The sequence below is a fragment of the Ignavibacteria bacterium genome (genome assembly GCA_025612375.1).
Lineage (GTDB): Bacteria > Bacteroidota > Ignavibacteria > Ignavibacteriales > SURF-24 > JAAXKN01.
This window is the reverse complement of record JAAXKN010000003.1, coordinates 82,533-109,161: the sequence shown is the minus strand read 5'-3', so window position 1 is coordinate 109,161 and position 26,629 is coordinate 82,533. Positions and strand designations below refer to the sequence as shown.

Genomic DNA, 26,629 nt, shown 5'->3' with positions numbered 1-26,629 from the left:
TTTGACCTCCTGTTTGAACGATTCTTGAACCCGGCCAGAAAGTCCATGCCTGATATCGACGTGGACTTCGCCGACTCCAAGCGCGAACGCGTAATTGAATACGTGAAGGAAAAGTACGGCGAAAGCTCTGTATGCCAGATCGTTACTTTTAACAGGCTTTCTTCTAAAGCCGTTTTACGCGACGTGGCAAGAGTGCTGCAGATACCAATTTCTGTGGTTAGCTCAATTACTAAGTTTATACCTTCTAAATTCGGCAAGGTTTATTCAATCGAACAGGCACTTGCCGAGGTACCCGAACTTAAATGGGTAAATGAATCAAGGGATCCCAAGATACTTGAACTCATAAAGTACGCAAAGATACTTGAGGGTATGAACCGTAACTCCTCAAAGCATGCCGCAGGCGTCGTTATTTCACCGGGCGACGTGAGTAACTTCGTCCCCCTGGCTACTCCCGGAAACTCAAGCGACCTGGTTACACAGTACAACATGAAGGAGCTTGACACAACGGGGCTCCTCAAGATGGACTTCCTCGGGCTCCGTACACTTACGATCATTCAGGATGCTATTGACCTCATAAAAAAGACGCATAATGTTGAAATAAATCCGGATGACATTCCTCTGGATGACGAAAAAACTTTTGCTCTTTTTGCCAAGGGACAGACCACTTCCGTATTCCAGTTTGAAAGCGGCCCCATGAGGGAGTACCTTAAAAAGCTGAAGCCCACAACAGTCAAAGACCTTTCAGCCATGAACGCCCTTTACCGTCCGGGCCCTATGGAGTTTATTGACGACTTTATTAAAAGAAAGCACGGCCTGGCAGAGACCGTATACCTCCACCCCGTCCTTGAGCCTATGCTCAAGGAAACCTATGGCATCATTGTCTATCAGGAACAGGTAATGCAGATTGCAAACCGGGCAGCCGGAATGACGCTGGCTGAGGCTGATTTACTGCGCCGCGCTATGGGTAAGAAGGACCTTCAGGCAATGAAGGAACAGAAGGTAAAGTTTGTCGCAGGTGCCGTTAAAAACAATATTGCTGAAAAAACAGCCTCTGAAATTTTTGACGCCATCGATAAATTTGCAAATTATGGCTTCAATAAAAGCCATGCTGTGGCCTACAGCGTCGTTGCTTATCAGACGGCTTACCTTAAGGCCCATTACCCGGCTGAATTCCTGGCTGCAAACCTTACAAATGAAGTCGGCAATACGGACAAGGTTACAACCTTCCTTGAAGACTGCCGCAAACTTAAGATCGAGGTGCTCTGCCCTGATGTTAATATGCCTTCAGTGTATTTTGACGTCATCGACGGTAAGATCCTCTTTGGTATGTGCGCTATTAAGAACGTGGGTATTGGCGCCGTTGAAGAAATTAAGAAAAAAAGAGAGGAACTGGGGCGTAATTTTACAAGCATATTCGACCTTTGTGCAAACGTCGATACAAGAACGGTTAATAAAAGGGCTCTCGAAGGCCTCATACTTGCTGGTGCACTGGATAAACTTTCAGGCACCAGGGCGCAGAACATTGCAGCCGTCGAAATGGCACTTGAATTCGGCAGCAAAGTAAAAAATTCCAAGTTCAGCATTACGGACAGCCTTTTTGGAGGCGGAAACATGGAGGAGGTTGCAATACCCGAGCCCCCGCTGCCTGAGGTCGAAAACTGGACTTCCAAGGAAGAACTTTCAAAAGAAAGGGAGGTCCTGGGCTTCTATCTTACTGACCACCCTTTAAGAAAGTACGAGCTTGAATACAGGTCATTTGCAACTGTCTTCCTGGGAGAAACAGAAACTCTTGAGAATGTTGAGCAGGTCCGCGCAATTGGCGTTGTTACGGGACTGAAGACAAAAATTGACCGCTCGGGGAAAACCATGGCATTTTTTTCGCTCGATGACCTTTCAGGCTCCTGCGAGTGCGTCGTCTTCGGGTCGACTTTTGAAAAAATCGGGAAGTATATTTCTGAGGAGGCTACTGTTCTTCTCGTGGGGCGCCCTGAAAGCAGCGGCGATGCTATAAAACTGCAGATAGAAAACGCTATGCCCCTGGAGGTTACAAAAGCACAGTTTACAAAAAGCCTCAAGGTTGTAATTGACCAGGAGAAGTTTTCTACTCCGGAAATAATAATTAAATTAAAGAAGATACTGGAAAAATCACAGGGCAATATCCCTGTCATCCTTCACGTAGTTAATAACGGTGAAAAGCCAAGGCTCTTTCACCTGAAGAATTACAGGGTGAAAATTTGCGATGAGCTTGCTCATTCTCTTTTGGAATTGCTTGGTGAGGACAGTATTCTATATTGTACATAGTATTCACAACAATAGCCTTAACTGCCCCCGGGCAGGGGAACCATCTGCCTTAAGGCTTATTGAATAACAAATTCTAATTTTGTATTATGTGAATCATATTTTACGAATTAACGAAGAAAGGATATAAGTTGGAAACAAAAAAGACTAATGAAAAATACTGGGCATTGATTCTTGGGGCATCAAGCGGCTTCGGCGGTGCAACAGCTGTTGAATTGGCAAAACAGGGATATAATATTATTGGTATACATCTGGACAGACAGGTTACAATGCCTAATGTTCAACAGGTTATAAAGAAAATTGAAAAGACAGGCCAGAGGGCGGTTTTCTTTAACATAAATGGCGCCGATCCGATTAAAAGGGAAGAGGTCCTGGATGAACTTCAGGAAAGAGCTTCTGAAACAAAGGAAAAGGTCAGAGTGCTCGTCCACTCCATGGCTTTCGGAACACTGAGGCCCTACTTTGCAAAGAATCCTGACCAGGCTGTAACACAGGCTTCCATGACTATGACACTCGACGTTATGGCTCACAGCCTCGTTTACTGGACACAGGGCCTGGTATCCAGAAACCTCCTGGCCGAAGGCGGCAGGATTTTCGCACTTACAAGTGCCGGTTCAGAAACAGTAATTCCAAACTACGGCGCCGTCTCAGCTGCAAAGGCTGCCCTCGAGGCGCACATTCGCCAGATAGCTGTTGAACTTGGCTTCATGAAGGTTACAGCCAATGCAATTATGGCTGGCGTAACAGATACTCCGGCTCTGAAGAAAATCCCCGGAAGTGACAAAATGCTTGAATCAGCAAAACTGAAAAATCCGATGGGTAAACTTACCGTTCCTGAAGAGATAGGCCATGCTATTGCGCTTCTTTGTGAAGAAAACGCTGGCTGGATCTCCGGCAATACAATCCGCGTCGACGGCGGGGAATATGTAGTTAATTATATGGGCGAGAAAGTCTGTAAACCATTTGCCTGAGAAGTGTAAGTTAGTCGCCACTGGTATGCTATATATAGATTAGGCTCACACTAATAAACAATAAAATAAATTAATCAGGGTTAATTGAATCATGTTTGAATTTAGTTTTACCGAAGAGCAGCAGATGCTGCGTGAGATGGTCAGGGATTTTACAAATAATGAGATCAAACCAATTGCTTCAAAAATTGATGCTGAAGAGAAAATTCCGCGCGATTTAATAAATAAGCTTGCTGAAATCGGCGTGCTCGGCGTTTCTATGCCTGAAGAGTACGGCGGCTCGGGATTTGGTGAAGTTGGTTACTGTATAGCTCAGGAAGAAATTGCACGCGGCTGTATGTCAACTGCTACTTTTATCGGTGCGCATCAGTCCATCGGAACAAACGCAATTTATCTGGGCGGTTCCGAGGAGCTCAAACAAAAATATGTTGTGCCCCTTGCTAAGGGTGAGAAAATCGGTGCCTTCTGCCTTACTGAACCACAGGCAGGAAGCGATTCTTTCAACCTTAAGACTAAAGCCTGCCAGGATGGCGACGAATGGGTTATTAATGGCGACAAACTCTGGATTACAAACGGCGGCATTGCCGACATTGTTTCAGTTTTTGCCCGTACACCAAAAGGTATAACTGCCTTTGCAGTTGAAACAAGTACTCCCGGTTTCCAGGCTGGTCCTTCGGAAAAGAAAATGGGAATAAAGGGAAGTACTACAAACGCTATTACTTTCGACAACGTCAGAGTGCCCAAAGAAAACATGATCGGGCAGGAAGGACGCGGCTTCTTAATAGCAATGAAAACTCTTGACGCCGGCCGCTTAGGCCTGGGCGCTGCCTGCCTCGGTGCTGCAAAGGAACTGCTCGCTATGTCCACAAAATATGCAAAGGAAAGGGAACAGTTCGACACTTCAATAAGCAACTTCCAGGCGGTCCAGTTCATGCTGGCTGAAATGGCAATACTCATATACAACATGGAATCCATTGTATACCGTACTGCCGTGGATTACGACCTCAAGAAAAATATTTCACGCCAGAGCGCAATAGTCAAGTATTTTTGCTCTGAATCACTTGACAAAATTGCAGATCATGCTGTTCAGATCCATGGCGGCATGGGATACTCGCGTGAACTGCCTATCGAAAGATTCTACAGGGATTCACGTATCAACAGGATCTTTGAAGGCACAAATGAAATTCAGAAGGGCATTATTGCCCGTGATGTACTGAAGAGAAACGGAGCAATGTAATATTTAGATTATTTATACTGGAAATTATTAATTACGAAATGGAGAGAGACTAATGAAACCGCTTCAATTTACTGATGCGAACTTTTCAAGTGAGGTTTTGGAATCACCTCTACCCGTAGTGGTTGACTTCTGGGCCACCTGGTGCGGACCATGCAGAATGATCGCTCCTATTATAGAAGAACTGGCCGGTGAGTACGAAGGTAAACTTAAGGTCGGAAAGCTCGACGTTGATGAGAATCAGCAGACGGCAATCAAGTACGGCGTAAGGAGTATACCTACTGTCCTGTTCCTCAAAGGGGGAAAAGTTGTCGATACAATTATCGGCGCTGTTCCTAAGGGGCAGTTCCAACAGAAAGTAAAGGCTCTGCTTTAAGCAGGGCTTTTCTTTTTTTTTATGATGAATATTTATTCACGAAAGTATTGTTTCTTTTCAAAAATATTCATTAACTTATGGTAGGAAAAAGGTACCGGAATTATGCACTAAAAAAAAACGTTCAAAGTTCCACAATCATGTTGCGTTAGACGGTACATTTAATTACTTTTGCGTTTTAAGAATCAGGGCTCGAAAATTATTAAATATGAGAATCCGTAACCCTTGTTACTCCACCGGGCCGCAAAAGTTCCCGGACGGGAGTGATACCGGTTGCTTTTTCTATTATTGATTTTGTTTTTTTCTTTTTTTTATTAAATTATTTTCCAGATTCGTGTGAATGCATTTTACACGCATTCAGAGTTTGTCTTGCATGTAGTTTGAGGGGTTCAAGTCTAGATGCTTCAGGAACAGATCCTGCTTGTCAACACTTAGATACGATGCTAATTTATTCTTCTGTTTTACCCAGTAGGGAGAGGTGTACTCTCTCTGTCGCGGTGATTGCATTTATATACTTATAAAATATCATTTATAACAAATTTTGGAGGTCGGTCAAATCTGAAAATTTCGGTAATGAGGTAATTATATCCTTAGGTTAATTAAACAAATTAGGAGAGTAGTATGCAGCGAAAATTATTTTACTATTTATTTTTAATGCTCCTTTTGCCTATGCTGGTCTTTGCAGGGACAAAAGGAAAGATTAAGGGTAAAGTAACTGACTTGCAATCAGGCGAACCCTTGATCGGAGCCAACGTGATTGTTGAAGGGACATCACAGGGCGGTTCCACAGACGTTAATGGAGAATTCCAGATCCAGAATCTGGAAGCAGGTGCTTATACACTGAAATCTTCATTTATCGGTTATCAAACCGTAACAATATCAAACGTCAGAGTTAATGCAGACCTGACAACAGAAATGAACTTCCAGCTTCCTGCTGAAGGCATTTCTGTGGGAACAATCACAATTATTGCTCCCAAGCCTCTGGTTAATAAAGATAATACGAACGCAGTTCGTATCACTACCAGCGATGATATCAATGCATTGCCGGTCAGAGGCGTCAACAACATCGTCGGTCTTACCGCAGGCGTTGTCTTAAAAGATAATGCAGTGTTTATCCGCGGCGGCCGTATTGACGAAGTTGGTTATTACCTTGAAGGCGTTTCAATCACAAACCCGATGACTGGCGGTCGTGCAGTTTCAATATCACAGGATGCTATCGAAGAAATTCAGGTGCAGGCCGGTGGTTATACTGCTGAATTCGGCGGTGCCAACTCTGGTATCGTTCGCCAGCAGCTTAAATCCGGTGGATCTCAGATGAAGGCCAGCCTTGAATATATCACAGATAATATTTCATTCAAGAGCGGCAAAGATGCTTTTGACGGTAAAAAAAGATTAGGCGCTTACTGGTACGGTTATAATGAAATGAGCGCAGTCTTAAGTGGTCCTGTTTTCGACCAGAGATTCAAATTCTTTGGTAACGTTGACTATAACTTTAGAAGAGATCCTAACCCTCAGCCCTATCCGGGTGTAAATATTGGATCTATTGTTGATAAAGAAAGCGGCGATTCAGTCAACCTGGTTGTTCCTGCAGGCGCAACTTACGGCGCAGCACAGGAATGGACAACTTACACCGGTACATTGAATATGGATTTCACTCCTATCATGATCAGACTTTCTGGTACATATACAAACCAGAGAACTGACATAGGCGGATATCCTGTATCAGGTTTTATGAACAAGAGACTAGGCGAGAACCTGGTCAATAATGGTACCTTTAATGTTAAATTGACACACGTTCTTAGCAGCAACATGTTCTATGAACTTTCCGGTGGTTATTACATTCAGAACAGTGTAACACAGGATCCTTATCTTAAAGATAACTTCTGGGCTTATGGCGATAGCGCCAAAAACGCAGCTGTTGGTTATGTGTGGGAAAGAAGCGCAAATGATCAGCAGTATGAGTCAAGAATGGGTGCTTATACCCCTCCTGCTATCAGAAGCATTATGGGTATTGCTTTTACTGGTGATGGCGGAACTGCTGTCAATTATTCAAAGAACGACAGAACCGGCATTACATTCAATGGCAACCTCTCATGGAACCCTGGCAAGAATCACTCAATTAAATTGGGCGGTGAATTCCAGCAGTACACACTCAGAAACTGGTCAGGTGTTGGCGGACAGAATACCTTTGCCCGTACAATCGCTGAAGACCTGTCAAAAGATCCGAATGCTAACCTTGCCGAAATTCAGAAAAGCCTTCTGGTTGGCGCCGGTGTTAACAACTATGGTTATGATGTATGGGGCAACAAGACTGATGCCGGTATGGAAGCTGCGCACAAACCTATTTTTGCCAGCGGTTATATCCAGGATAAAATTGAATATGAAGACCTCGTCTTAAATCTTGGCGTAAGATATGACTATTTTGATGTAGATAACAAGAAAATGGTCAATCCTGCAAAACCTGAACTCTCAATCAACAAAACAAACGGTGAATTGATTGAATCAGGCTGGGACGACGTTCCTGTATTCAGCGAATTCAGCCCCCGCTTGGGCTTCTCTTTCCCGGTTACTGATAAAACTGTATTCCATGCTCAGTATGGAAAATTCGTTCAGCAGACCAGAGGTCTCGATATGTATCAGGGCTACGGAAGAACCGGTTATGAACTCAGGTACGGATTCTTCTTTACAAACCCTGTTGGTAAATATATTAAACCTACACGTACAACTCAGTACGAATTAGGTTTTACACAGCAGTTAACCGATTTCATGTCTTTAGACATTACCGGTTACTACAAAGATGTTAAAGATCAGGTAATTTTCTATCAGCAGATGGTTGACAAAACCTCACCTTATAAGGCTTACAACACCTTGGCCAACGGTGACTTTGCTACAACCAAGGGTCTGGAAATGACCTTTACAATGCGCAGATATGAGAGAATCGCTCTTAACGGAACTGTAGCATTCCAGGATGCACAGGGTACTGGCTCATCACCGAACTCTAACCGCGGTATGGTTGGAGCACCGGTTGACGGAGTTGTATTTGTTCCTAAATATATCTCTCCCCTTGACTTTAACAATGCTCTTAGAGCAAACCTGAATGTTGACTATCGTTTTGGTGACGATGACGGCCCGGCATTATTGCATAACTTCGGCGTTTCTTTGCTTATGTCCTACAACAGCGGCCATCCATATACACGTGGTCTTGGCGGCCCGGACCTCGAAGGCGATGCAAGAAACAGATACCCGGTTGAACCCCTTAACTCGTCAACAACTCCATCAGTATTCCAGGTTGACATGCGTGTTGACAAAACTGTAAAACTGTATGACAAGTTGTCAGCTAATATCTATGTACAGGTGATTAATTTATTTGACGCGAGAAATATTGAGAACGTATTCTTGAGAACAGGTTCTACTACAGATGATGGCTACATTAATGATCCTACTCTTTCAGGTAAGAAAATCAGCAACTATGGCCAGCAGTACGTAGACCTTTATAAGGCAATGTATATCGATTACTATGAACAATATCAGGATGCTTCAACACAGTTACAGACGTCACCCTTGTTCTATGGTCCTCCTCGTCAAATTAGATTAGGAATTAGATTAGAATACTAATTTCTGATTTATTTTTACAAAACAAATATTGATAGGAGTTTTTAAAAAATATGAATCATAAGCTTATAAAATTCATAAGTATATTATTGCTGTTAGCCGGATTTACAGCACAGGTATACGCCGAAGGCGTATCTAAAGGCAGTAAACGCCCGCTAAGAAAAACAAACGGTACGCCGTCATCAACAAAATTTAATATTAACCAGATTGCTACCTGGTTTATTAATGATGGCTCTTCTGACCTCGACAACCTCGGAAACTCAGGCTTTGTCTATCCTAAAGGAAGCGGCAAAACTGCGTTCTTCCAGTCAGGTTTCGTTTGGGGCGGTAAAGTAGGCGACAACATCCGCGTCGGTGGTTCAACCTACCAGAGCGGTGTCCTTCCTGGCGCTGTTATTAATGGCACTCCTCAGGATCCGGGAGATCCAAGTGTCCACATTTACAGAGTAAGAAGAGACTATAAGACCGGTGGTATGACCACTGAAATGGCTGACGGAGAAGGAAGTGAAGCTGATATCCGTGCTCAGTACGATAACGACTGGATGACCTGGCCGGCAGACCTCGGCGCTCCTTACGAGGACGTCAATGGCGACGGAAAGTACGATCCTAATGTCGATATCCCGGGCGTACCCGGTGCAGATCAGACTATCTGGTATGTTAACAACGATTTCGATAGAAGCACTGTCAAATCTTTATATGGTTCAGAACCGATCGGCCTTGAATGCCAGACGACAGTCTGGGGTTATAATATGGGCGGCGCCCTTGGTAACATGCTCTTTAGAAAATATAAGATCATTAACAAGGGTACTAATAACGTAAAAGATATGTACGTGTCTATGTGGAGTGACCCTGATCTTGGCGATGCTACAGATGACCTTGCCGGATGCGATACTACCTTAAGCCTTGCCTTTATTTACAATGGTAAGGGATATGATAAAGTATACGGCGACTATCCTCCTGCAGCAGGATTTGACTTCTTCCAGGGCCCTGTTGTTGCAGGTACCGCTACAGATACTGCTATCTTTAATGGAAAGAAAGTTCCGGGAAAGAAAAACCTCCCTATGACAGCTTTCTACTATTTCATCAATGGCAGCGATACTTACTCAGATCCTGATCTTGGTCCTTATTATGAAACCGGTACAAAAGCTTTTTACAGGCTTCTTCAGGGCCAGATGAGTACTAAGGATGAATATTTTCCGATTCCGGCCGATTTAGGCGGCGGTGTTACTAAGTTCCCTCTTTCAGGCGATCCTATTGCCGGAACAGGCTACCTTGATGGTAAACTCTTCGATCCGGATGACCGCAGATTCGGTATGTCTTCGGGCCCGTTTACTATGGCCGTTGGCGATACTCAGGAAATCGTGGTTGCTCAGATGGCAGCAGGCGGCCCTGGTTCAGGCCAGAGCTATATCGATGCTCTTAAGACTCTGAAGAATTACGACAAGAAAGCACAGGAAGCATACGATAAATTCTTCGTTCTTCCTTCAGCTCCAAGGGCTCCTATGGTTGATGTTACTGAGCTCGATCAGGAAATTGACCTTAACTGGGGCGCTCACCTGGATCAGGTAGCTGAAACAGAAGCCCACAATAAAGAGGGTTACAAGTTCCAGGGTTATAATGTCTACCAGCTTCCAAGAGCTAACTCAGGCCGTAACGAAGCTATAAGACTCTTTACGTATGACGTTGCAACTTTAGAGGATGGCAGTCCGGATACAGTAAAACTTATTCTGGATAACGAAGTAGATCCTAAGAGCGGTCTTCTCTTACCTGTCGTTAAACAGTTCGGTAACAATACCGGAATTGTTAGAACACTTAAGCTCGAAAAAGACTACATTACAGGTCAGCCTCTTGTCAACGGCAAGAAATATTACTATGCTGTAACAGCCTATGCATATAATCCGGATAAGGAAGCTGTTCCAAATAACCTGGAAAGTTCACTTGCACCTATTACAATCGTTCCTCATGCTCCGAACCCAGGTGTAAAATACAATTCATCTTACGGTGAACTTCTTCCTGTTACAAGAACCGGCGGAAAGAGTGATGGTTCAGTTATTGCTACTGTTGTTGATCCTGCCAAGGTGAATGGACACACCTATCAGGTAACCTTTGATACCATCAGAGTCTTTAATAAGGCTCTTTATGCCGAAACTAAGGATTCTGTTCAGGCTAATGAGCTGCGCAATGCCTGGACTTTAACTGATATGTCAACAACTCCTCATCAGGTCAAGATTTTCCATAAACTCGACCAGGCAGGTACCAGCGATTCTCTGCTGACATTTGACGGCTTAATTATTAAAGTGCTCGGCCCTCCTGAAGGTATGAAGTCAGACGATCCAAACACAACTGACGATGCCAGCTTGTGGGGATGGAATGTAACTGCCGGAAAACGTCAGTTTACATGGTCGGGTGCAAATGGCTTTGGTCTGGAAGGCTTCCAGGGAGCTATGGGTATGGGCTTGGATTATGGTTCAACTGTGCCTGCTTCAAACTTGAAGAACGTTGTACTCAAGTTAGCCCAAGTAGATTCACTTGGAAATGTACTTGATCAAAATGATCCGGATGTATCCTATGCCTACAGGTTCGTTCGTAAGGCTAACAAAGACCTTGCAAACCCTGCCTTTGGTGAATTTATTACCAATAAGGTCGGAGGCTGGGCATATCAGGATTTCAAGAAGAACTTCCCGTTTGCAGCTTACGATGTTGAGGATCCTGCACATCCAAGAAGACTTGCAATAGGCTATCTTGAAAATAATATGCCTAATGGAACTGTTGATGGCAAATACTGGCCTCCGGTTGGTGCAAGCAATACCGCTGACGACAGTCCGAGAGAATGGTTCTTTATCTATGATACTGATTATAAAGAAACACCTGATCCTGAATTGGCCGGCCCTGCAACTGGCAGTGGCGTATCTCCAATGCTTTATTGGTCTACAGTGGACAGGCGTTATGATGCTCCTTGGTCAGGAAAGGATGAATTGGCATTATTCGTAAACCATATTAATCTTCCAGCTGATTCATGGACATTTACTTCAAAGACTGTCGAAGTTAGCTCGGAATATGCTAAAGCAGACGTTGAGAAGATAAATGTGTTCCCGAATCCGTATTACGGTGCTAACTCTCAGGAGTTAAACAAATATCAGAGATTTGTAACGTTCAGCCATTTGCCGCAGAGCGCTACAATCAGAATCTTTAACTTAGCCGGACAATTAGTCAGAACGATTAGAAAAGATTCTCCTGATCAATTCCAAAGATGGGATTTAGCTACAGAATCAGGCCTTCCGGTTGCCAGCGGTCTCTATATTGTATACGTAGACATGCCGGAATTAGGCAAAACCAAAATATTAAAAGTAGCTGTTATCCAAGAACAACAAATCTTAGACAGATTTTAGTTAAAAGGAGAACAAAATGAAGAATATAAAAATTAGTTTAGTTTTATTGCTTTTAGTCCTCGCGGCTGCACAGTCTGTCTATGCGGGAGGCGGCAACCGTAATGGTACTGCTGGTGCTGCCCAATTATTAATACCTGTCGGTACACGCGGTATTGCTATGGGTGGCGCTACTTTGACAAATGCAACAGGCCCGGAAGCCATTTACTGGAATCCGGCCAACCTTTCAAGAGCTCAGAATACAACCAATGTTATGCTCTCACAGATGAGTTACATCGCCGATATCGGTGTTTCTTACGGTGCAGTTTCAACTAACATTGAAGGTCTTGGCGCTCTTGGTCTTTCTATTAAGGGCCTTAATATCGGTGATATCCAGACTACTACTGTTGATAACCCTGATGGTACAGGCCAGACTTTTACACCTCAGTTCCTGACACTCGGCGTTACTTATTCAAGAATGCTGAGCGACAGAATTGCTGTTGGTTTAACTGCAAACTATATCTCTGAAAAGATCGACCGTGTAAGCGCTACCGGCTATGCCTTTAACGTTGGTATTTCTTACCAGAACCTTGGTAACATCAGCGGTTTAAGCTTTGCTGTAGTCATGAAAAACATCGGTCCTCAGATGCAGTACGACGGTCCGGGCCTCTATGTTAAAGGCTCTTCCTCAGAACTGCTCAGAGGTGAACAGTATTATAAAATGACTTCTGCACCTTTTGAACTCCCTTCAACCTTAGAGTTGGGACTTGGATACAAGTATGACATCAACAGCGAAAACGCTCTGCAGCTGTCATCTTCTTTCCAGAATACCAACTTCTATGGCGATGAGTACAAGGTTGGTGCTGAATACGGCTTCAATAACTTATTCTTCGTACGCGGCGGTTATGCCTACGTTTCTGACATCAACAGAGACGACGTAACTTTCGGTCCTACTGCCGGTGCAGGATTAAATTATCAGGCCGACGGTTTTGATTTCAAGTTTGACTATGCATTTAGACAGACAAAATTCTTTAATGCAAACCATGTATTTTCGGTTTCATTCGGATTTTAACAGAATCATTACCTCTTAATTTGCAGCAATGCCCCCTCTATTTGGGGGCATTGTTGTTTTAAATGGAATCTGCACATTTATCCCACTTTACACATCCAGGGTAGGGAATTGAATAATCCCTGTTTTTTTTAGAACTTTTTGATATTTTAGCTGTACAAGAATATAAAATTATTTATAATCACTAAAATCTTTGTACTAAGAGTTCTGTTCCTACCTATTTAAAGCAGATAAATGCAATCTTAGTAATAAAAGGGATATGTATGAAAAAAATCCAACTCATAGCAATCTTGTTTGTTCTTTCTTTCTGGGGTCAGAGCTATGCACAGGGCAAGTTAAATTTTGATTTTGATTACGCCAGGTTCGGCTACGACAGCGTGTCGAATTATGTCGAGTTTTATTATTCCTTCGGGCAAAGCCAGCTGACTTTGTACAGGAAAGACACGGCTCATTTTGTCGGGGCAACTTTACACATTGAGATTACCGATACCGTGGCTAATAAGGTCGTGCTTAACAAGGACTGGAAGATTGAAAATGCTGTAAGAGATACCTCAAAGGCAGGAATGAACAAAAACCTCATCGGCGTCGTGGGCCTTGTTATCCCGCGCGGTGTCTTTAAATGCGTGGTATCGGGGCAGGATGCCGTTAATAAGAACAAAACGAAGTTGATAGTTGAAACTATTAAGGTCGAACCCCTCATCGGGGGCAATCTGTCCTTAAGCGATATCGAACTATCGTCCAATATCAGGCAGGAAAATGCGGATTCAAATTCAATTTTCTATAAGAATACACTGGAAGTCCAGCCGAACCCTACTATGATCTTCGGCGAGGGCGTACCGGTACTGTTCTATTATACTGAAATCTATAATATGATGCAGGATTCACTTAAGGGCAACCTCAAGCTGCATACACTCCTGGTTAACAGCAAGGGTTATAAATTAAATGAAAAAGTAAAACCCATTACACGCGGAAGCCTCTCAAGAGTGGACGTAGGTACTCTAAACCTTACAAAGTATCCAACCGATACATATACACTCATTATAGATGCAATAGACAGCGCAGGCAATTATGGAATCTCTTCCTCAAAAAGATTTTACGTCTATAATCCATCTGTAGTCGATACATTTAAGCAGGTGGCTGGAAAAACCGATATGCTTGGAAGCGAATTCGGCGTCCTTAGCAGCGAAGAGTGCGACCAGATGTTCGAAATCTGCAAATATATTGCCTCAGGCAACGAAACTTCGCAGTACGGCAAACTCGACAACGTTGAAGCCAAAAGAGATTTCCTTTTCCAGTTCTGGAAAAAAAGAGACCAGGACCCTGCAACACCTGAAAACGAATTTAAGAACCAGTACATGAACAGGGTCAGGCTTGCAAACGAAAGGTACGGTACTATTAACCGAAAGGGAATGAAGACCGACCGCGGCAGAGTGCTTGTCCTTTACGGGGAACCTGATGAAATAGACAGATACCCCAGCGACCTCGATAAAAAGCCTTATGAAATCTGGCACTATAACCAGATCGAAGGCGGCGTCATTTTCGTCTTCGGTGATGTTTCAGGATTCTCAGACTACCAGCTTCTCCATTCAACCAAACGCGGTGAACTGAGAGACGATAACTGGTCAAGAAGAATTGTTACAGCCGAATAGTTCTTTTAAGGCTAAACTATTCTTACATAATGCTTAGTTTTTTTTATATGGATATATGAATTTATTTCATATATCCATATTTTTTTTGTGTTAATAATTTGGATTATGCAGCGTGGATTTTAAAAACAGGTTCGAATACTTTCTATTTACATCATTTGTAAGAGTTTTCAGTATTATAGGTATAAAACGGGCCAGGCATGCGGCCCATTTCCTGGCGTTCCTTTTCTATTATGTCATTCCTATAAGGAAATCTACTGTTCAGGGCAACCTTAAGCTCGCTTTTCCTGACCTTTCAGCCAGGGAATTAAAACGCCTTTCATACAGGTGCTATTACAGTTTTGCTGTCACTCTTATCGAGATTATGTGCATTCCGGAGCTTAAAATCGGGGAGCTGAAAAAAATGGTATACTGCCCTGATCTCGAACTTATCCGGAAAAAGTTTGATGAAGGCAAAGGAGTATTAATGCTTACGGCCCATTTCGGAAACTGGGAGCTCGGGGCAATTTCAGTAAGCGCTCAGCTCGGAATTCCTATGTATGTTGCGGCAAAACCGCAGCGCAACAATCTCGTCGGCAGCTGGCTGACCATGATGAGGGAAAAGTTCGGCAACAAAGTGGTTATGCTCGGTATGTCTTTTAGAAACATATTTAAGGAACTCAAAAACCGCCATTTAATTGGACTTGTCGGCGACCAGAGGGGGGACCCCGACGGCCCAAGAGTCAACTTCATGGGCCTCAGCTCTGCAGTATACCCCGGAACAGCCGTGCTTGCAATAAGAACAGGAGCCCCCGTAATTGTCTGCATTATTGCCCGCCAGGAAGACTATTCCTACAGGGCTTTCGTGGAAATAATTGAAACCTCAGAGCTCGAAGGAACTGATGACGATAAAATAATTGAAATTAACCAGCGTTATAGTTCCATACTGGAAAAGTATATCAGGATTTATCCAGAACAGTGGCTTTGGATGCATAAAAGGTGGAAATACTGATGAACAGGGAAAAAATACTGGTAATTCAGACTGCCTTCATTGGAGACGCAATTCTAACGCTCCCAATGCTTAAAAAGCTTAAGGATATCTATCCCGATTCAACTATCGATGTTGTAACTACACCCCAGGCAAGCGGAATATTCAGGGCAAGCCCCTATACTTATAAGGTATATTCGTACGATAAAAAGGGGAAGGACCGCTCATTTATGAGCCTTCTTAGGTTTGCCGGGAAGATTAAAAGCGAAGGCTATACCAGGATTTACTCTCCTCACCGCTCTTTTAGAACCTCCATGCTCGTTTTGCTTTCGGGGGTAAGGGAAACCTACGGGTTTTCAAACGCCTCCTTACGTCAGGTCTATAAAAATATCGTACCCTATAACTCCAGCCATCATGAGGTTCAAAGAAATCTTGAACTGCTTGAGCGTGGCTCTCTTACTTCAGACTGGAGGATCCTGCCCGAGGTTGTTGCTGAAACAGAAGAGAAAAAGAAAGTTACTGAATTCATGGCGGAAGTTACCCGTTCCATAGCCCAAAACGGAGCGGCGGCAGGCGTTAAATCGGCCTCAGGTGTTAAGTTTGCAGCTGTTGCGCCAGGTTCAGTATGGATGACAAAGAGATTTCCAAAAGAAAGATTTATAGAGGTTATAAATTACCTCATTTCCTGTTCCTATACAGTTCTTCTGATCGGAGGCAAAGAAGACCAGGAATACTCAAGCGGGATTGCTTCCATGTTTGATGGCAGTGTGATTTCAACAGCAGGACAGTTTTCCATAATAGAGACAATTGAAATTTTAAGGCAGTGCAAAGTACTCGTTTCAAATGACAGTGCGCCAACGCACTTTGGTATGTGTGCGGATATTCCTGTCCTGACCATCTATTGCTCCACTGTTGCCGCTTTCGGATTCTACCCATATAACTCAAAGAGTAAATATGTGAGCTACGATGACCTTTCCTGCAAGCCATGCGGAATCCACGGCAGAACTCAGTGCCCTCTGAAGACATTTGATTGTGCATATAAACTGGATATCAGAACAATTGCACGGGCAATTGAGGAAATTACAGCAGACGTCTGATTCCACGGCAGAGATTCTGCACCTTTATGCAGCAAATTAATCTGTGGAAGAAAACCTTAATATATATTATACTAAGTAAATATCTATAATAACAATTCATTAATAATTTAATTCGTACTATATGACTGAAGAACGCAAGGGAAAATTTATTTCAATAGATGATGACATCAGTTCAGCCGTAAAGGCAGCTTCTGAAATATTTCGCAATAACGGGGTCTTTGCTTATCCTACCGATACCATATACGGACTGGGAGGTAATCCTTTCAGCAGGGAGGTCGTAAACAGGGTTGCCCGTATAAAGGAGCGCGATGAAAAAAAGAAATTCATTTTGCTCATCCATGACCTGCCTACACTTCTACGTTATACACGTGTGGAACTGGATAAGCATTACGACTTCCTTCATAAGATCTGGCCAAATCCAATTTCCATTATTCTTAACCTTAATGCCGAATCAGCCCGGCTCTTGGGGCAGGCAACGGCTGCTTTCAGAATCCCGCACCATAAGTTCTGTAAAATGCTCCTTTCGGAAATCGAAAGGCCCCTTATCTCTACCAGCATTAACAAGGCCGGCAATATGCCTATTAATGAAAGAGACGTCATTAACTACGAGTTCGGCAACGAACTCGACGCAATATTCTATACAGAGAAAAAGGTGGTTGAAAAAAGCTCAACGCTCATAGACCTGACCGGAAACAGCCCTGAACTTCTTCGTGAAGGTGCCGTAAAATTCAGGGATATTATGGAGGTTTATTAGAAGACCAAAACCCTGTTTTAATTGACTTTTTACGGAGGGTTGACTAACTTTGCAGAAAAATATACAGCATGAACTTACAGAAACTCAAAGATATAAAGGATTTCTCCCTCTTAATTATTCCAAGCCATCAGGGGATCCAGACTAAAAGCCACAGGCTTGGCATTACGAAAATGCTCATCTACATGTCAGCATATTCTTTTTTTATATTTGTCATTATTTTATTATTATTAATTGGCACTCCTGCCGGTAACATCCTCATGATGAAAAATGACGCCGCTCTAAGAGAACAGAATAAAAAACTGTTCCAGCTGAATAGAAAAGTGCTTCTGCTTACGCACGAACTGCAGGGGATTTCAGCAGCAAATAAAAGACTTAAACTGGCAATTGCCATGGGCGATTCTAACCTGGCTAAGACAATGAGGCTTTCCGGGCAGGATAAAACACAGAAGGGAAACCCCCTGGGGGGTGACATTTATGCCGTCGTTGAAAAGTTTTTCCGGGAGAAAATGCCCTATGCTGGCTTGTTCTCTGAAAAAAAAGGAATATATTTCCTGAAACCTGTAGGCAACGCATTCATTAGCCGTGGATTTGACGCCTCAAAAGGGCATATGGGAATCGATTTTGCTGTCAGAACCGGTACCTCAGTTACGGCTGCGGCTTCTGGCTATGTGGCTTTCTCAGGCTATACGGCAGACGACGGCTATATGTTAATCTTAGTCCATGATGAGGGCTATATTACTATCTATAAGCACTGCTCGGGCCTTACAAAAAAGATACGTGACAGAGTTGTGCAGGGAGAAACGATTGCTTTGAGCGGAAATACGGGGCTCGCTACAACGGGGCCTCATCTGCATTTTGAGATCTGGAAGGAAGGGCAGGTAATTGATCCTAAAGACCTATTAATTAACTAAGGAGTAACAGCGTGGGACTCGTACAAAGAAAATCAACCGGCGCAAGCATAGAAGAGGTCAGCATTATCAGTAAAGGTGTTAACCTTGAGGGTAAATTCGTCAGCCCGGGAAACGTTAGAATTGACGGTACTGTTAAAGGGGATATTTTTGTTACCGGAAATCTTACTCTTGGCGAAAGCTCTGAGGTCAATGGCGAGGTAAGAGCTGAAAACCTGACGCTTAGCGGTAAGATTACCGGATCAGTATCTGTTGCTGAAAAGGTTATTCTGGAGGCCAAATCGTACCTCAAAGGTGACCTCGTAGCCAGAATACTGGTAGTTGAGCCGGGAGCATTTTTTGACGGAAAGTGCTCAATGGCTGAATTTGAAAGCACCACCGGAGAATTGGTATCTGAATAAATTTGCTGAATTGTTAAATTTCTTTAATTTAACGGTTATGTTTAACTGAACAATTAAGCTGCCCGGAAAAAACAATGCAAAAGCCGGAAAAACATAATGACCCTTCGGATAAAAACTCTTCACCTGAGAACTATCCCGGGAGAAAATATGCCGAAATAGGCCCTTACCTGGGCTTGGGGGTTCAACTGGCGGCTTCAATTGTACTGATGTTCTTTCTCGGCTACTGGCTCGACGGAAAGCTGGGAACTGGCCCTGTTCTTACTATCGTTATGTCGTTCTTTGGCGGTTTTGCCGGCATTTACAACGTAATTAAGACAGTTTTAGAGATAAACAGGAAGAATAAAAATGAAAAAGGTACTTAGTCAAATCTTGATAGTGTTCCTCGGTGTTTTTGTTCTGGTTTTTGTTCTCTTTAAGGCAGGTACGGTAGGCCCACAATTCCTGAATGCATCTTATTACGGCGGAGCGATTAATTTAATTAACATCCTGGCAGCTTTATATGCCTTTAATTACTCGGTCGACAAGGAGAATAAAACCTTCCTCCTGTTCAACATGGGGGGGATGCTCGTCAGAATGTTTCTCATTCTCGGATCTGTTATAATTTTCCTGAAATTCTTGAATATTGACAAATATGGTTTTATATTTACTTTTTCAATTTTGTATATTGCACTCTTAATAGTTGAGGTAAATTATTTCAGAGTGAAAATATCTCAGTTGAAAATATCACAAAAGAAAGCATAGATCTGGTAAAAATTATGGAAGCTAATACAGTTAAAGCAGTTAGCGATACACTGGCCCAGGCTAATAATAAATCAGACAGCGGATGGATCCTGCACCATATACTTGATTCAAAATATATAGATTTTGAACCGTTTGGTAGGATTTATCTGCCAGAAATACATCTGTTTGGAATTGACATCTCAATTACAAAACACGTTGTATTCATGTGGCTCAGCCTGCTGATTCTGGTGCTGGTTTTTTATTTCGTGTCCAAAAGCTATAAAAAATCCAGAGTCCCTAAAGGCTTTGCAAACGTAGCTGAACTCCTGGTGGTCTTTGTGCGCGATGATATCGCAAGGCCAACCATCGGCAAAGGATTTGAAAAATTCCTCCCTTACCTTCTTACCGTTTTCTTCTTTATTCTCACTGCTAATTTCCTTGGGCTTTTCCCATATAGTGCAACTGTGACAAGCAATATTTCCGTTACGGCTACACTTGCGGCAATTTCATTCCTTGTTACTCAGGCAGGCGGAATTAGAAAAAACGGCCTCTTCGGATATTTTAAGGGGCTTATTCCCCACGGCGTTCCGGTGTTCCTTTTACCTGTAATGCTGGTTGTTGAAATACTGGGACTCTTTACAAGACCTTTCGCATTGGCAATACGTCTTTTTGCAAATATGACAGCCGGGCATATAGTCATTCTGGCTTTACTTGGACTGATTTTTATCCTGAAGACTATATTCGTGGCCCCTGTTTCAGTTGCCTTTGCTCTGTTTATTTACTTGCTGGAAATTTTAGTAGCCTTGATTCAGGCTTATATTTTTACAATGCTGTCTTCTCTTTTCATCGGGATGGCAGTCCATCAGGAACATTAAATTAATCAACGGTACATGTCTAAATAAAAGGAGAAAACTAAATGAATTTCGATTTCGCATATTTGGCAGCCGGTTTCGGTGCAGCTTTAACAGTTATTGGCGGTGCTTTGGGTATTGGTAAATTAGCTGGCGCAGCAATGGAAGCAAGCGGAAGGCAGCCCGAAGCTGCAGGAGACATCAGAACTTCAATGATCATTGCTGCGGCTCTCATTGAGGGTATTTCGCTGTTCGCACTGGTTATTTGTATTTTATTGGCTTTGAAATGAGTCTTTATGGAGTGTTTTTATAACACTCCCATTTATTTTTAGGACTAATAATTCAAAGGAAGGGTAAATATGTTTGTTAAGCTGAATATAGCTTTGATTGCGTTGCTTGAGACTGAAGAAGGGAAGCCAAGTTTGCTTGCTGTGAATCCGGGACTTATCTTTTGGACGGTTATTACTTTCATAATACTGCTAGTCTTGTTAAAGAAAGTTGCCTGGAAGCCAATACTCGGGATTCTGGAGGAAAGAGAAAATTTCATTAAGGATTCCCTCGACAAGGCTGAGAAAGCCCGTCTGGAAGGCGAAAGGCTTTTAGCTGAGAACAAAGAAGCCATGGCCAGAACCGAGGAAGAGGCTCAGAAAGTTATCGCTCAGGGCAGGGAATTTGCTGAAAAACTAAAAGAACAGATTCTTTCAGACAGCAAAGCTGAAGCAAAAAAAATGCTCGATGCCGCAACTGCCGAGATCAAACGCAAAAACGATGAGGCTTTCGAGTCGTTAAAAGGCCAGGTTGCCCTGATTGCTATTCAGGCGGCAGAGAAACTCCTTAGGGAAAACCTCGATAAGGAAAAGCAAATGCATCTGGTTGATAGATTTATTAATGATTTACCGAAAAACTGATTATGAGCAATTTTAACATTTCCACTAGATACGCTAACGCTCTGATGCAGCTTGCTTCAGAGAAGGATCTCTTTGAGCAGATATCCTCTGACATGGAATCGGTTTTTAATACCATCAGGCAGTCACGAGAGTTTAAGGTGATGCTTACCAGCCCGGTGATTAAAACCTACGACAAGGAGCAGGTGCTTCTGAAGGTGTTTGAAAATAATATCAGCCACGATTCACTGAATTTTCTGCTCTTTATTGTGAGGAAAAACAGGGAAAATCTGCTTTTTGACATGATCAGGCGATTTCTCGACTTAAGAGATAAAAAACTGGGAATTGTTAACGCTGAGGTTACCAGCGCATCGGAGTTCTCCGATGAACAGAAAAGTAAACTAACAATTAAACTTGAGGAATATACCCGTAAGAAAGTAAGACTTTCCTTGCAGATTAACAGGAACTTACTTGGGGGCTTTATCGTTAAAATCGAAGATACGGTTTTGGATGCCTCACTGTACCATCAGCTCGAACTGCTGAAGGAGCAGTTCATGAAGGGTGATTCCTCACTGAACTAAGTTTAGATTAAATTTAAAGGAAATAGAAATGGCAGAAGTTAGACCTGATGAAGTATCTGCAATTTTGAGAAAACAGCTGGCCGGCTTCGACAACGAAGTGGATGTTTATGACGTCGGTACCGTCCTTCAGATCGGTGATGGTATTGCACGCGTTTACGGTTTGTCTAAGGTTATGGCTAGCGAGCTTATAGAGTTTCCGCATGATGTTTTTGGTATGGTGCTTAACCTCGAGGAAGATAGCGTCGGATGCGTCCTTTTTGGTGATTACTCCCTCGTAAAGGAAGGCGATACAGTTAGAAGAACCAAACGTGTTGCCTCCTTCCCTGTTGGTGAAGCAATGCTTGGAAGGGTAATCAATCCTCTCGGACTGCCTATTGATGGAAAAGGTCCTGTTCACACCGAGCAGTTCCTTCCCATTGAAAGAAAAGCTCTTGGCGTTATTGCCCGCGCCCCTGTTAAACAGCCTCTGCAGACAGGTATTACGGCCGTGGATGCTATGATTCCAATCGGACGCGGACAAAGAGAGCTTATCATTGGCGACCGCCAGACCGGTAAAACAATTATTGCAGTTGATACTATTATTAATCAAAAGTATACACATACCGAAGATGCCAAAAAGATCGGTGTTAAACCAGTTTACTGTATTTATGTTGCAATCGGGCAGAAGTCTTCTACAATTGCACAGGTTGTAGCCAAGCTCCATGAACACGGCGCTATGGATTATACAGCTGTTATCGTGGCTTCTGCTTCAGAATCTGCCCCCCTGCAGTTTATTGCTCCATATTCCGGAGCTACTTTGGGGGAATTCTTCAGAGACTCAGGCCGCGACGCCTTGGTTATTTATGACGATCTCTCGAAGCAGGCTGCGGCTTACCGCGAAGTTTCGCTGCTGCTAAGAAGACCCCCGGGACGTGAAGCCTTTCCGGGCGACGTATTCTACCTGCATTCAAGATTGCTTGAACGCGCTTCAAAATTAAACGACGAACTTGGCGGCGGCAGCCTTACGGCTCTGCCTGTCATTGAAACTCAGCAGGGCGACGTTTCGGCTTATATCCCTACAAACGTTATCTCAATTACAGACGGCCAGATCTACCTGGAGCCTAACCTCTTTAACGCTGGCGTCAGACCCGCTATTAACGTCGGTATAAGCGTTTCACGTGTGGGCGGTAACGCGCAGGTTAAGGCAATGAGAAAGGTCTCCGGATCTCTGAAACTCGACCTTGCTCAGTACAGGGAGCTAGAGGCTTTTGCCAAGTTCGGTAGCGACCTCGATAAGGCTACCCAGCGCACACTGTCAAAAGGTGCCCGCCTGGTCGAACTCTTGAAACAGGGGCAGTATAACCCTATCCCTGTCGAAAAACAGATCGTCAGCGTCTTTGCAGGCACAAACGACTACCTGGAATCTATACCGGTCGAGGACGTAAAACGCTTTGAAAAGGAACTTCTGGAGTTCATTGAATTGAAGTATGTCGACATTCTGGATACTATCAGGGTCGAAAGGGAACTCAAGGAAACAACAATCGCTAAACTGAAAAGTGCTATTGAAGAGTTCTTGCCTAAATTCAAGGCTTCTGAAAAATAAGGCCCTGCGCCTTAACTGAATTCTTTTATAAATCTTGCCCCTCAAAAAGGCAAGATTTATAATTTATGGCAGTGTGTTATCTAAAAGACTTTTTTCAAATTATGCAGCTTTAACTGGAACTGCTCAAAAGCTTTTAGACTTGTTGTTAATGAAAAATGTTTTATTTTAAATTACAGTGATGTTTTAACCCCAAAATTTAATTAAAATGGCTACATTAAGGGACATCAAAAGAAGAATAATCGGTGTGAAGAGTACGCAGCAGATTACTAAAGCCATGAAAATGGTGGCTGCTGCTAAACTGAGAAGAGCCCAGGAAAACATCATAAATGCCAGGCCCTATTCAAGAAAAATATCCGATCTGTTCAGACAGCTGGTATCAATAGACAGTAATATAAATAACCCGCTTCTTGCCCAAAGACCGGTTAACAATGTGGCTGTCGTTGTCGTAACCTCCGACAGGGGTCTCTGCGGCGGCTTTAATATGAACCTCATACGTGAGGCTACCAGGCTTATACACGAAGACTACAGGGATTATTATGAATCCGGAAACCTTTATATCTATCCAATCGGAAAAAAAGGTGCCGACCACTTCAGCAGAAGAAATTATAAAATGCTGGGTGAACTTTCAGGCGTCTTCTCCGACCTCCAGTTTCCGGCTGCTGCGGGCATTGTAAACGACCTTAAAAAACGTTTCCTCTCCGGGGAAATAGACCGCGTTCTCGTGGTCTTTAATGAATTTAAATCAGTAATGCAGCAGAGAATTACAATCGAACAGCTCTTGCCCGTTCCCAGGGTTACTAATAATGACGTTGAAGGCAAGATAAATACTGACTATATATATGAACCTGATAGAACAGTCATCTTGAATAATCTGCTTCCCAAACACCTTAATTCTCAGATGTGGAGGATTTTACTCGAATCCAACGCTTCTGAATTAGGCGCAAGAATGACGGCCATGGATATGGCTACCGAAAATGCTAAAGAGCTAATTAAAGTTCTGCAGTTGCGCTTTAACAGGGAACGCCAGGCGGCAATTACTACGGAAATTCTGGAGATTGTAAGCGGCGCAAACGCTTTAAAAGGTGAATAAAAATAAAAATATTTGAAAAAATCCGGAAAATTAGCTAAATTTAGTGTCATTTTTTAAAATTATATGTTCGAAGATTTAACATACAAGCTGGAAACAGCTCTTAAGAAAATAAGTGGACAGGGTAGATTAACTGAAAGCAATATTTCCGATAGCTTACGTGAGATACGCCGTGTACTTTTAGATGCTGACGTTAACTATAAAGTCGCAAAAAAGTTTATTGATGACGTTAATGCTAAGGCCGTGGGACGCGAAGTCCTGAACTCTATTACCCCCGGCCAGCAGATAACAAAGATTATATATGATGAACTGACTGCCCTTATGGGCAATAGCCAGTCCGAAATAAAACTAAGCGGTTCTAGCCCTTCGGTAATCCTGATGGTAGGCCTTCAGGGAAGTGGTAAAACCACCTTTAGCGCTAAACTGGCTAAATCGCTTAAATCCAAAAATAGAAAAGTTCTTTTAGTTGCTGATGACGTTTACAGGCCTGCTGCTATAGATCAGCTTAAGCAGCTGGGAAGCCAGATCAGCGTTCCGGTTTTTTCGGCAGACCACAAGGATGCCGTTAAGATTGCAAAGGATGCCGTCTCCTACGCAAAGGAAAACGGGCTCGATACTTTGATAATAGATACCGCTGGACGCCTTCACGTCGACGAGGAGATGATGCAGGAGGTTTCTGCCATTAAGCAGAACGTTAATCCCTCTGAAACACTCTTCGTGGTAGATTCAATGACAGGGCAGGATGCCGTTAATTCTGCCAGGGCATTCCACGAGAAAGTTAATTTCGACGGAATTGTTCTTACTAAGCTCGATGGCGATACAAGAGGCGGCTGCGCTCTTTCTATTCGTGCCGTGGTGGATAAACCGATTAAGTTTATCAGCCTTGGCGAAAAGCTCGACTCAATTGAGCCTTTTTATCCCGAACGCATGGCTTCCAGAATCCTGGGAAAAGGAGACATTGTCTCTTTGGTCGAAAAAGCCCAGGAACAGTTCGATGAAGTTGAAGCTCAGGAACTGGAAGGCCGCTTAAGGGAGAATAAGTTTGACTTTGAAGATTTTCTTAAGCAAATTAAGATGATCAAAAAAATGGGTTCTCTCAAATCCATTATAGGCATGATCCCGGGCATCGGCTCGCAGATTAAAAATGCCGACATCGACGACAAACAGCTCCTTAGAGTTGAGGCAATTATACAGTCGATGACTAAACAGGAAAGATCAGCGCCGAAAATCCTTAACGGCGGCCGCAGAAAAAGAATCGCCCGCGGCAGCGGAACTAGCATTCAGGAGGTTAACCGCCTGATTAAACAGTTCCAGGAAATGCAGAAAATGATGAAAATGATTAACTCATCATCTATGGGCGGAAGGAAAAATCCTTTCGCGGGACTAAAGAACTTTAAAATTAATTGATTTTAGAATAAATTGATATAACGTAATATATAACTCGGAGGAACAAATAATTTGGCAGTTAAGCTAAGATTAAGAAGAATGGGTAAAAAGAAACAGCCGATTTATAAAGTGGTTGCTGCTGATTCACGCGCCCCAAGAGATGGAAAGTTTTTGGAAGCTATTGGATTGTATAATCCGCTTACCGATCCTGCTACTATCGATATAAAAGAAGACAGGGCTCTTTACTGGCTTGGAGTTGGTGCCCAGCCTACAGACACCGTCAAAAACCTTTTAAGCAAAAAGGGTATTTTGCTCAAAAAGGAATTGTCAAAAAAGGGTCTGCCTGAAACAGAGGCAAATTCTAAATTTGAAGCGTGGTCTAAACTTAATGAAGCCAAAGTTGGTTCGGCCAAAAAACAGTCTAAATCTGGTGCAGCAGAAGGGACAGCATCAGCTAAAGAGCAGCCAAAGGAAGTCACGGAAGTAAAGAGTACTACTTCCGATGAAAATCCTGCCTAAAGCGTTCTTATAAAAAAAGGAAACTTTTGGAGGGTTTCAGATCACTAACTAAGTACTCTTCGCTTAAACTTAAGAGGGTTAAAAAATGAAAGAATTCATTGAATTTATCGCAAAGCATCTTGTGGACAACCCAGATGGCGTAAGTATCGAAGAAAAAAGCTCGGAAGACAATAAGATCGTGCTGTCTCTTAAAGTCAGTGCGGAAGACGTTGGTAAGGTGATTGGTAAGCAGGGCAAAACTGCTCAGGCTATGAGAACATTGCTGACAGCTGTCGCTGCTAAAGAAGGCAAACGCGTAGTTCTGGAAATTCTGGACTAAAGTCCAGG

General features: G+C 43.1%; 24 protein-coding genes. All 24 read left to right on the top strand.

What is annotated here, in order from left to right; translation table 11 throughout:
• Positions 1–2,301: DNA polymerase III subunit alpha (gene dnaE, locus HF312_03650; GenBank protein MCU7519283.1), on the top strand; the 2,301-nt coding region annotated here is incomplete at its 5' end.
• Positions 2,302–2,465: 164 nt separating this feature from the next.
• Positions 2,466–3,269: an SDR family oxidoreductase gene (locus HF312_03645; protein MCU7519282.1), complete on the top strand. Its 804-nt coding sequence runs from the start codon at positions 2,466–2,468 to the stop codon at positions 3,267–3,269.
• Between the two features lie 91 nt (positions 3,270–3,360).
• Positions 3,361–4,503 (top strand): acyl-CoA dehydrogenase, encoded by a 1,143-nt coding sequence (locus HF312_03640; GenBank protein MCU7519281.1) that lies wholly within the window; start codon positions 3,361–3,363, stop codon positions 4,501–4,503.
• A gap of 52 nt (positions 4,504–4,555) precedes the next feature.
• A complete protein-coding gene (gene trxA, locus HF312_03635) occupies positions 4,556–4,876 on the top strand; it encodes a thioredoxin (protein ID MCU7519280.1) in 321 nt (106 codons plus the stop codon).
• A gap of 618 nt (positions 4,877–5,494) precedes the next feature.
• Complete coding sequence (locus tag HF312_03630) at positions 5,495–8,488, top strand: TonB-dependent receptor (protein MCU7519279.1); 2,994 nt, start codon at positions 5,495–5,497, stop codon at positions 8,486–8,488.
• Positions 8,489–8,538: 50 nt separating this feature from the next.
• Positions 8,539–11,874 (top strand): hypothetical protein, encoded by a 3,336-nt coding sequence (locus HF312_03625; GenBank protein ID MCU7519278.1) that lies wholly within the window; start codon positions 8,539–8,541, stop codon positions 11,872–11,874.
• Positions 11,875–11,890: 16 nt separating this feature from the next.
• Positions 11,891–12,922, top strand: coding sequence for a PorV/PorQ family protein (locus tag HF312_03620; protein ID MCU7519277.1), 1,032 nt, complete (start codon positions 11,891–11,893; stop codon positions 12,920–12,922).
• 260 nt (positions 12,923–13,182) lie between these two features.
• Complete coding sequence (locus HF312_03615) at positions 13,183–14,568, top strand: GWxTD domain-containing protein (protein ID MCU7519276.1); 1,386 nt, start codon at positions 13,183–13,185, stop codon at positions 14,566–14,568.
• A 112-nt stretch (positions 14,569–14,680) separates the two neighbouring features.
• The gene (locus HF312_03610; GenBank protein MCU7519275.1) at positions 14,681–15,556 is read left to right on the top strand and encodes a lysophospholipid acyltransferase family protein; all 876 of its coding nucleotides are present in this window, start codon (positions 14,681–14,683) and stop codon (positions 15,554–15,556) included.
• Positions 15,556–16,629 carry a glycosyltransferase family 9 protein gene (locus HF312_03605; protein ID MCU7519274.1) on the top strand — a complete coding sequence of 358 codons (1,074 nt, stop codon included), beginning with the start codon at positions 15,556–15,558 and terminating at the stop codon, positions 16,627–16,629. The genes HF312_03610 and HF312_03605 overlap by 1 nt, the downstream gene beginning before the upstream one ends.
• A 121-nt stretch (positions 16,630–16,750) precedes the next feature.
• Positions 16,751–17,383, top strand: a complete 633-nt coding sequence (locus HF312_03600) for a threonylcarbamoyl-AMP synthase (protein MCU7519273.1) — start codon at positions 16,751–16,753, stop codon at positions 17,381–17,383.
• Positions 17,384–17,451: 68 nt separating this feature from the next.
• On the top strand, positions 17,452–18,294 hold the full coding sequence (locus HF312_03595) for a M23 family metallopeptidase (protein MCU7519272.1): 843 nt from the start codon (positions 17,452–17,454) through the stop codon (positions 18,292–18,294).
• A 47-nt stretch (positions 18,295–18,341) separates the two neighbouring features.
• Positions 18,342–18,692: a polymer-forming cytoskeletal protein gene (locus tag HF312_03590; GenBank protein MCU7519271.1), complete on the top strand. Its 351-nt coding sequence runs from the start codon at positions 18,342–18,344 to the stop codon at positions 18,690–18,692.
• 74 nt (positions 18,693–18,766) lie between these two features.
• A complete protein-coding gene (locus tag HF312_03585) occupies positions 18,767–19,054 on the top strand; it encodes an AtpZ/AtpI family protein (protein MCU7519270.1) in 288 nt (95 codons plus the stop codon).
• Entirely contained in the window at positions 19,038–19,433 is a 396-nt protein-coding gene (locus HF312_03580; GenBank protein ID MCU7519269.1) for a hypothetical protein, read from the top strand. The genes HF312_03585 and HF312_03580 overlap by 17 nt, the downstream gene beginning before the upstream one ends.
• 14 nt (positions 19,434–19,447) lie before the next feature.
• Positions 19,448–20,287, top strand: coding sequence for a F0F1 ATP synthase subunit A (atpB, locus tag HF312_03575; GenBank protein ID MCU7519268.1), 840 nt, complete (start codon positions 19,448–19,450; stop codon positions 20,285–20,287).
• Positions 20,288–20,328: 41 nt separating this feature from the next.
• On the top strand, positions 20,329–20,553 hold the full coding sequence (gene atpE, locus HF312_03570) for an ATP synthase F0 subunit C (GenBank protein ID MCU7519267.1): 225 nt from the start codon (positions 20,329–20,331) through the stop codon (positions 20,551–20,553).
• A gap of 69 nt (positions 20,554–20,622) precedes the next feature.
• Positions 20,623–21,171, top strand: a complete 549-nt coding sequence (atpF, locus tag HF312_03565) for a F0F1 ATP synthase subunit B (GenBank protein MCU7519266.1) — start codon at positions 20,623–20,625, stop codon at positions 21,169–21,171.
• A 2-nt stretch (positions 21,172–21,173) separates the two neighbouring features.
• Positions 21,174–21,728: a F0F1 ATP synthase subunit delta gene (locus tag HF312_03560; protein MCU7519265.1), complete on the top strand. Its 555-nt coding sequence runs from the start codon at positions 21,174–21,176 to the stop codon at positions 21,726–21,728.
• 28 nt (positions 21,729–21,756) lie between these two features.
• Complete coding sequence (locus HF312_03555; protein ID MCU7519264.1) at positions 21,757–23,310, top strand: F0F1 ATP synthase subunit alpha; 1,554 nt, start codon at positions 21,757–21,759, stop codon at positions 23,308–23,310.
• A gap of 205 nt (positions 23,311–23,515) precedes the next feature.
• Positions 23,516–24,400 (top strand): ATP synthase F1 subunit gamma, encoded by an 885-nt coding sequence (gene atpG / locus HF312_03550; protein ID MCU7519263.1) that lies wholly within the window; start codon positions 23,516–23,518, stop codon positions 24,398–24,400.
• Positions 24,401–24,463: 63 nt separating this feature from the next.
• Entirely contained in the window at positions 24,464–25,804 is a 1,341-nt protein-coding gene (ffh, locus tag HF312_03545; protein MCU7519262.1) for a signal recognition particle protein, read from the top strand.
• Positions 25,805–25,855: 51 nt separating this feature from the next.
• Positions 25,856–26,302, top strand: a complete 447-nt coding sequence (rpsP, locus tag HF312_03540; GenBank protein ID MCU7519261.1) for a 30S ribosomal protein S16 — start codon at positions 25,856–25,858, stop codon at positions 26,300–26,302.
• A gap of 85 nt (positions 26,303–26,387) precedes the next feature.
• The gene (locus HF312_03535) at positions 26,388–26,621 is read left to right on the top strand and encodes a KH domain-containing protein (GenBank protein MCU7519260.1); all 234 of its coding nucleotides are present in this window, start codon (positions 26,388–26,390) and stop codon (positions 26,619–26,621) included.
• Positions 26,622–26,629 lie beyond the last annotated feature (8 nt).

Excerpts from the sequence above, each read along its gene's own strand:
- HF312_03640 (MCU7519281.1), top strand. The coding sequence starts at position 3,361 with ATGTTTGAATTTAGTTTTACCGAAGAGCAGCAGATGCTGCGTGAGATG.
- trxA (MCU7519280.1), top strand. The coding sequence starts at position 4,556 with ATGAAACCGCTTCAATTTACTGATGCGAACTTTTCAAGTGAGGTTTTG.
- HF312_03630 (MCU7519279.1), top strand. The coding sequence starts at position 5,495 with ATGCAGCGAAAATTATTTTACTATTTATTTTTAATGCTCCTTTTGCCT.
- HF312_03625 (MCU7519278.1), top strand. The coding sequence starts at position 8,539 with ATGAATCATAAGCTTATAAAATTCATAAGTATATTATTGCTGTTAGCC.
- HF312_03620 (MCU7519277.1), top strand. The coding sequence starts at position 11,891 with ATGAAGAATATAAAAATTAGTTTAGTTTTATTGCTTTTAGTCCTCGCG.
- HF312_03615 (MCU7519276.1), top strand. The coding sequence starts at position 13,183 with ATGAAAAAAATCCAACTCATAGCAATCTTGTTTGTTCTTTCTTTCTGG.
- HF312_03605 (MCU7519274.1), top strand. The coding sequence starts at position 15,556 with ATGAACAGGGAAAAAATACTGGTAATTCAGACTGCCTTCATTGGAGAC.
- HF312_03600 (MCU7519273.1), top strand. The coding sequence starts at position 16,751 with ATGACTGAAGAACGCAAGGGAAAATTTATTTCAATAGATGATGACATC.
- HF312_03595 (MCU7519272.1), top strand. The coding sequence starts at position 17,452 with ATGAACTTACAGAAACTCAAAGATATAAAGGATTTCTCCCTCTTAATT.
- HF312_03585 (MCU7519270.1), top strand. The coding sequence starts at position 18,767 with ATGCAAAAGCCGGAAAAACATAATGACCCTTCGGATAAAAACTCTTCA.
- HF312_03580 (MCU7519269.1), top strand. The coding sequence starts at position 19,038 with ATGAAAAAGGTACTTAGTCAAATCTTGATAGTGTTCCTCGGTGTTTTT.
- atpB (MCU7519268.1), top strand. The coding sequence starts at position 19,448 with ATGGAAGCTAATACAGTTAAAGCAGTTAGCGATACACTGGCCCAGGCT.
- atpE (MCU7519267.1), top strand. The coding sequence starts at position 20,329 with ATGAATTTCGATTTCGCATATTTGGCAGCCGGTTTCGGTGCAGCTTTA.
- atpF (MCU7519266.1), top strand. The coding sequence starts at position 20,623 with ATGTTTGTTAAGCTGAATATAGCTTTGATTGCGTTGCTTGAGACTGAA.
- HF312_03560 (MCU7519265.1), top strand. The coding sequence starts at position 21,174 with ATGAGCAATTTTAACATTTCCACTAGATACGCTAACGCTCTGATGCAG.
- HF312_03555 (MCU7519264.1), top strand. The coding sequence starts at position 21,757 with ATGGCAGAAGTTAGACCTGATGAAGTATCTGCAATTTTGAGAAAACAG.
- atpG (MCU7519263.1), top strand. The coding sequence starts at position 23,516 with ATGGCTACATTAAGGGACATCAAAAGAAGAATAATCGGTGTGAAGAGT.
- ffh (MCU7519262.1), top strand. The coding sequence starts at position 24,464 with ATGTTCGAAGATTTAACATACAAGCTGGAAACAGCTCTTAAGAAAATA.
- HF312_03535 (MCU7519260.1), top strand. The coding sequence starts at position 26,388 with ATGAAAGAATTCATTGAATTTATCGCAAAGCATCTTGTGGACAACCCA.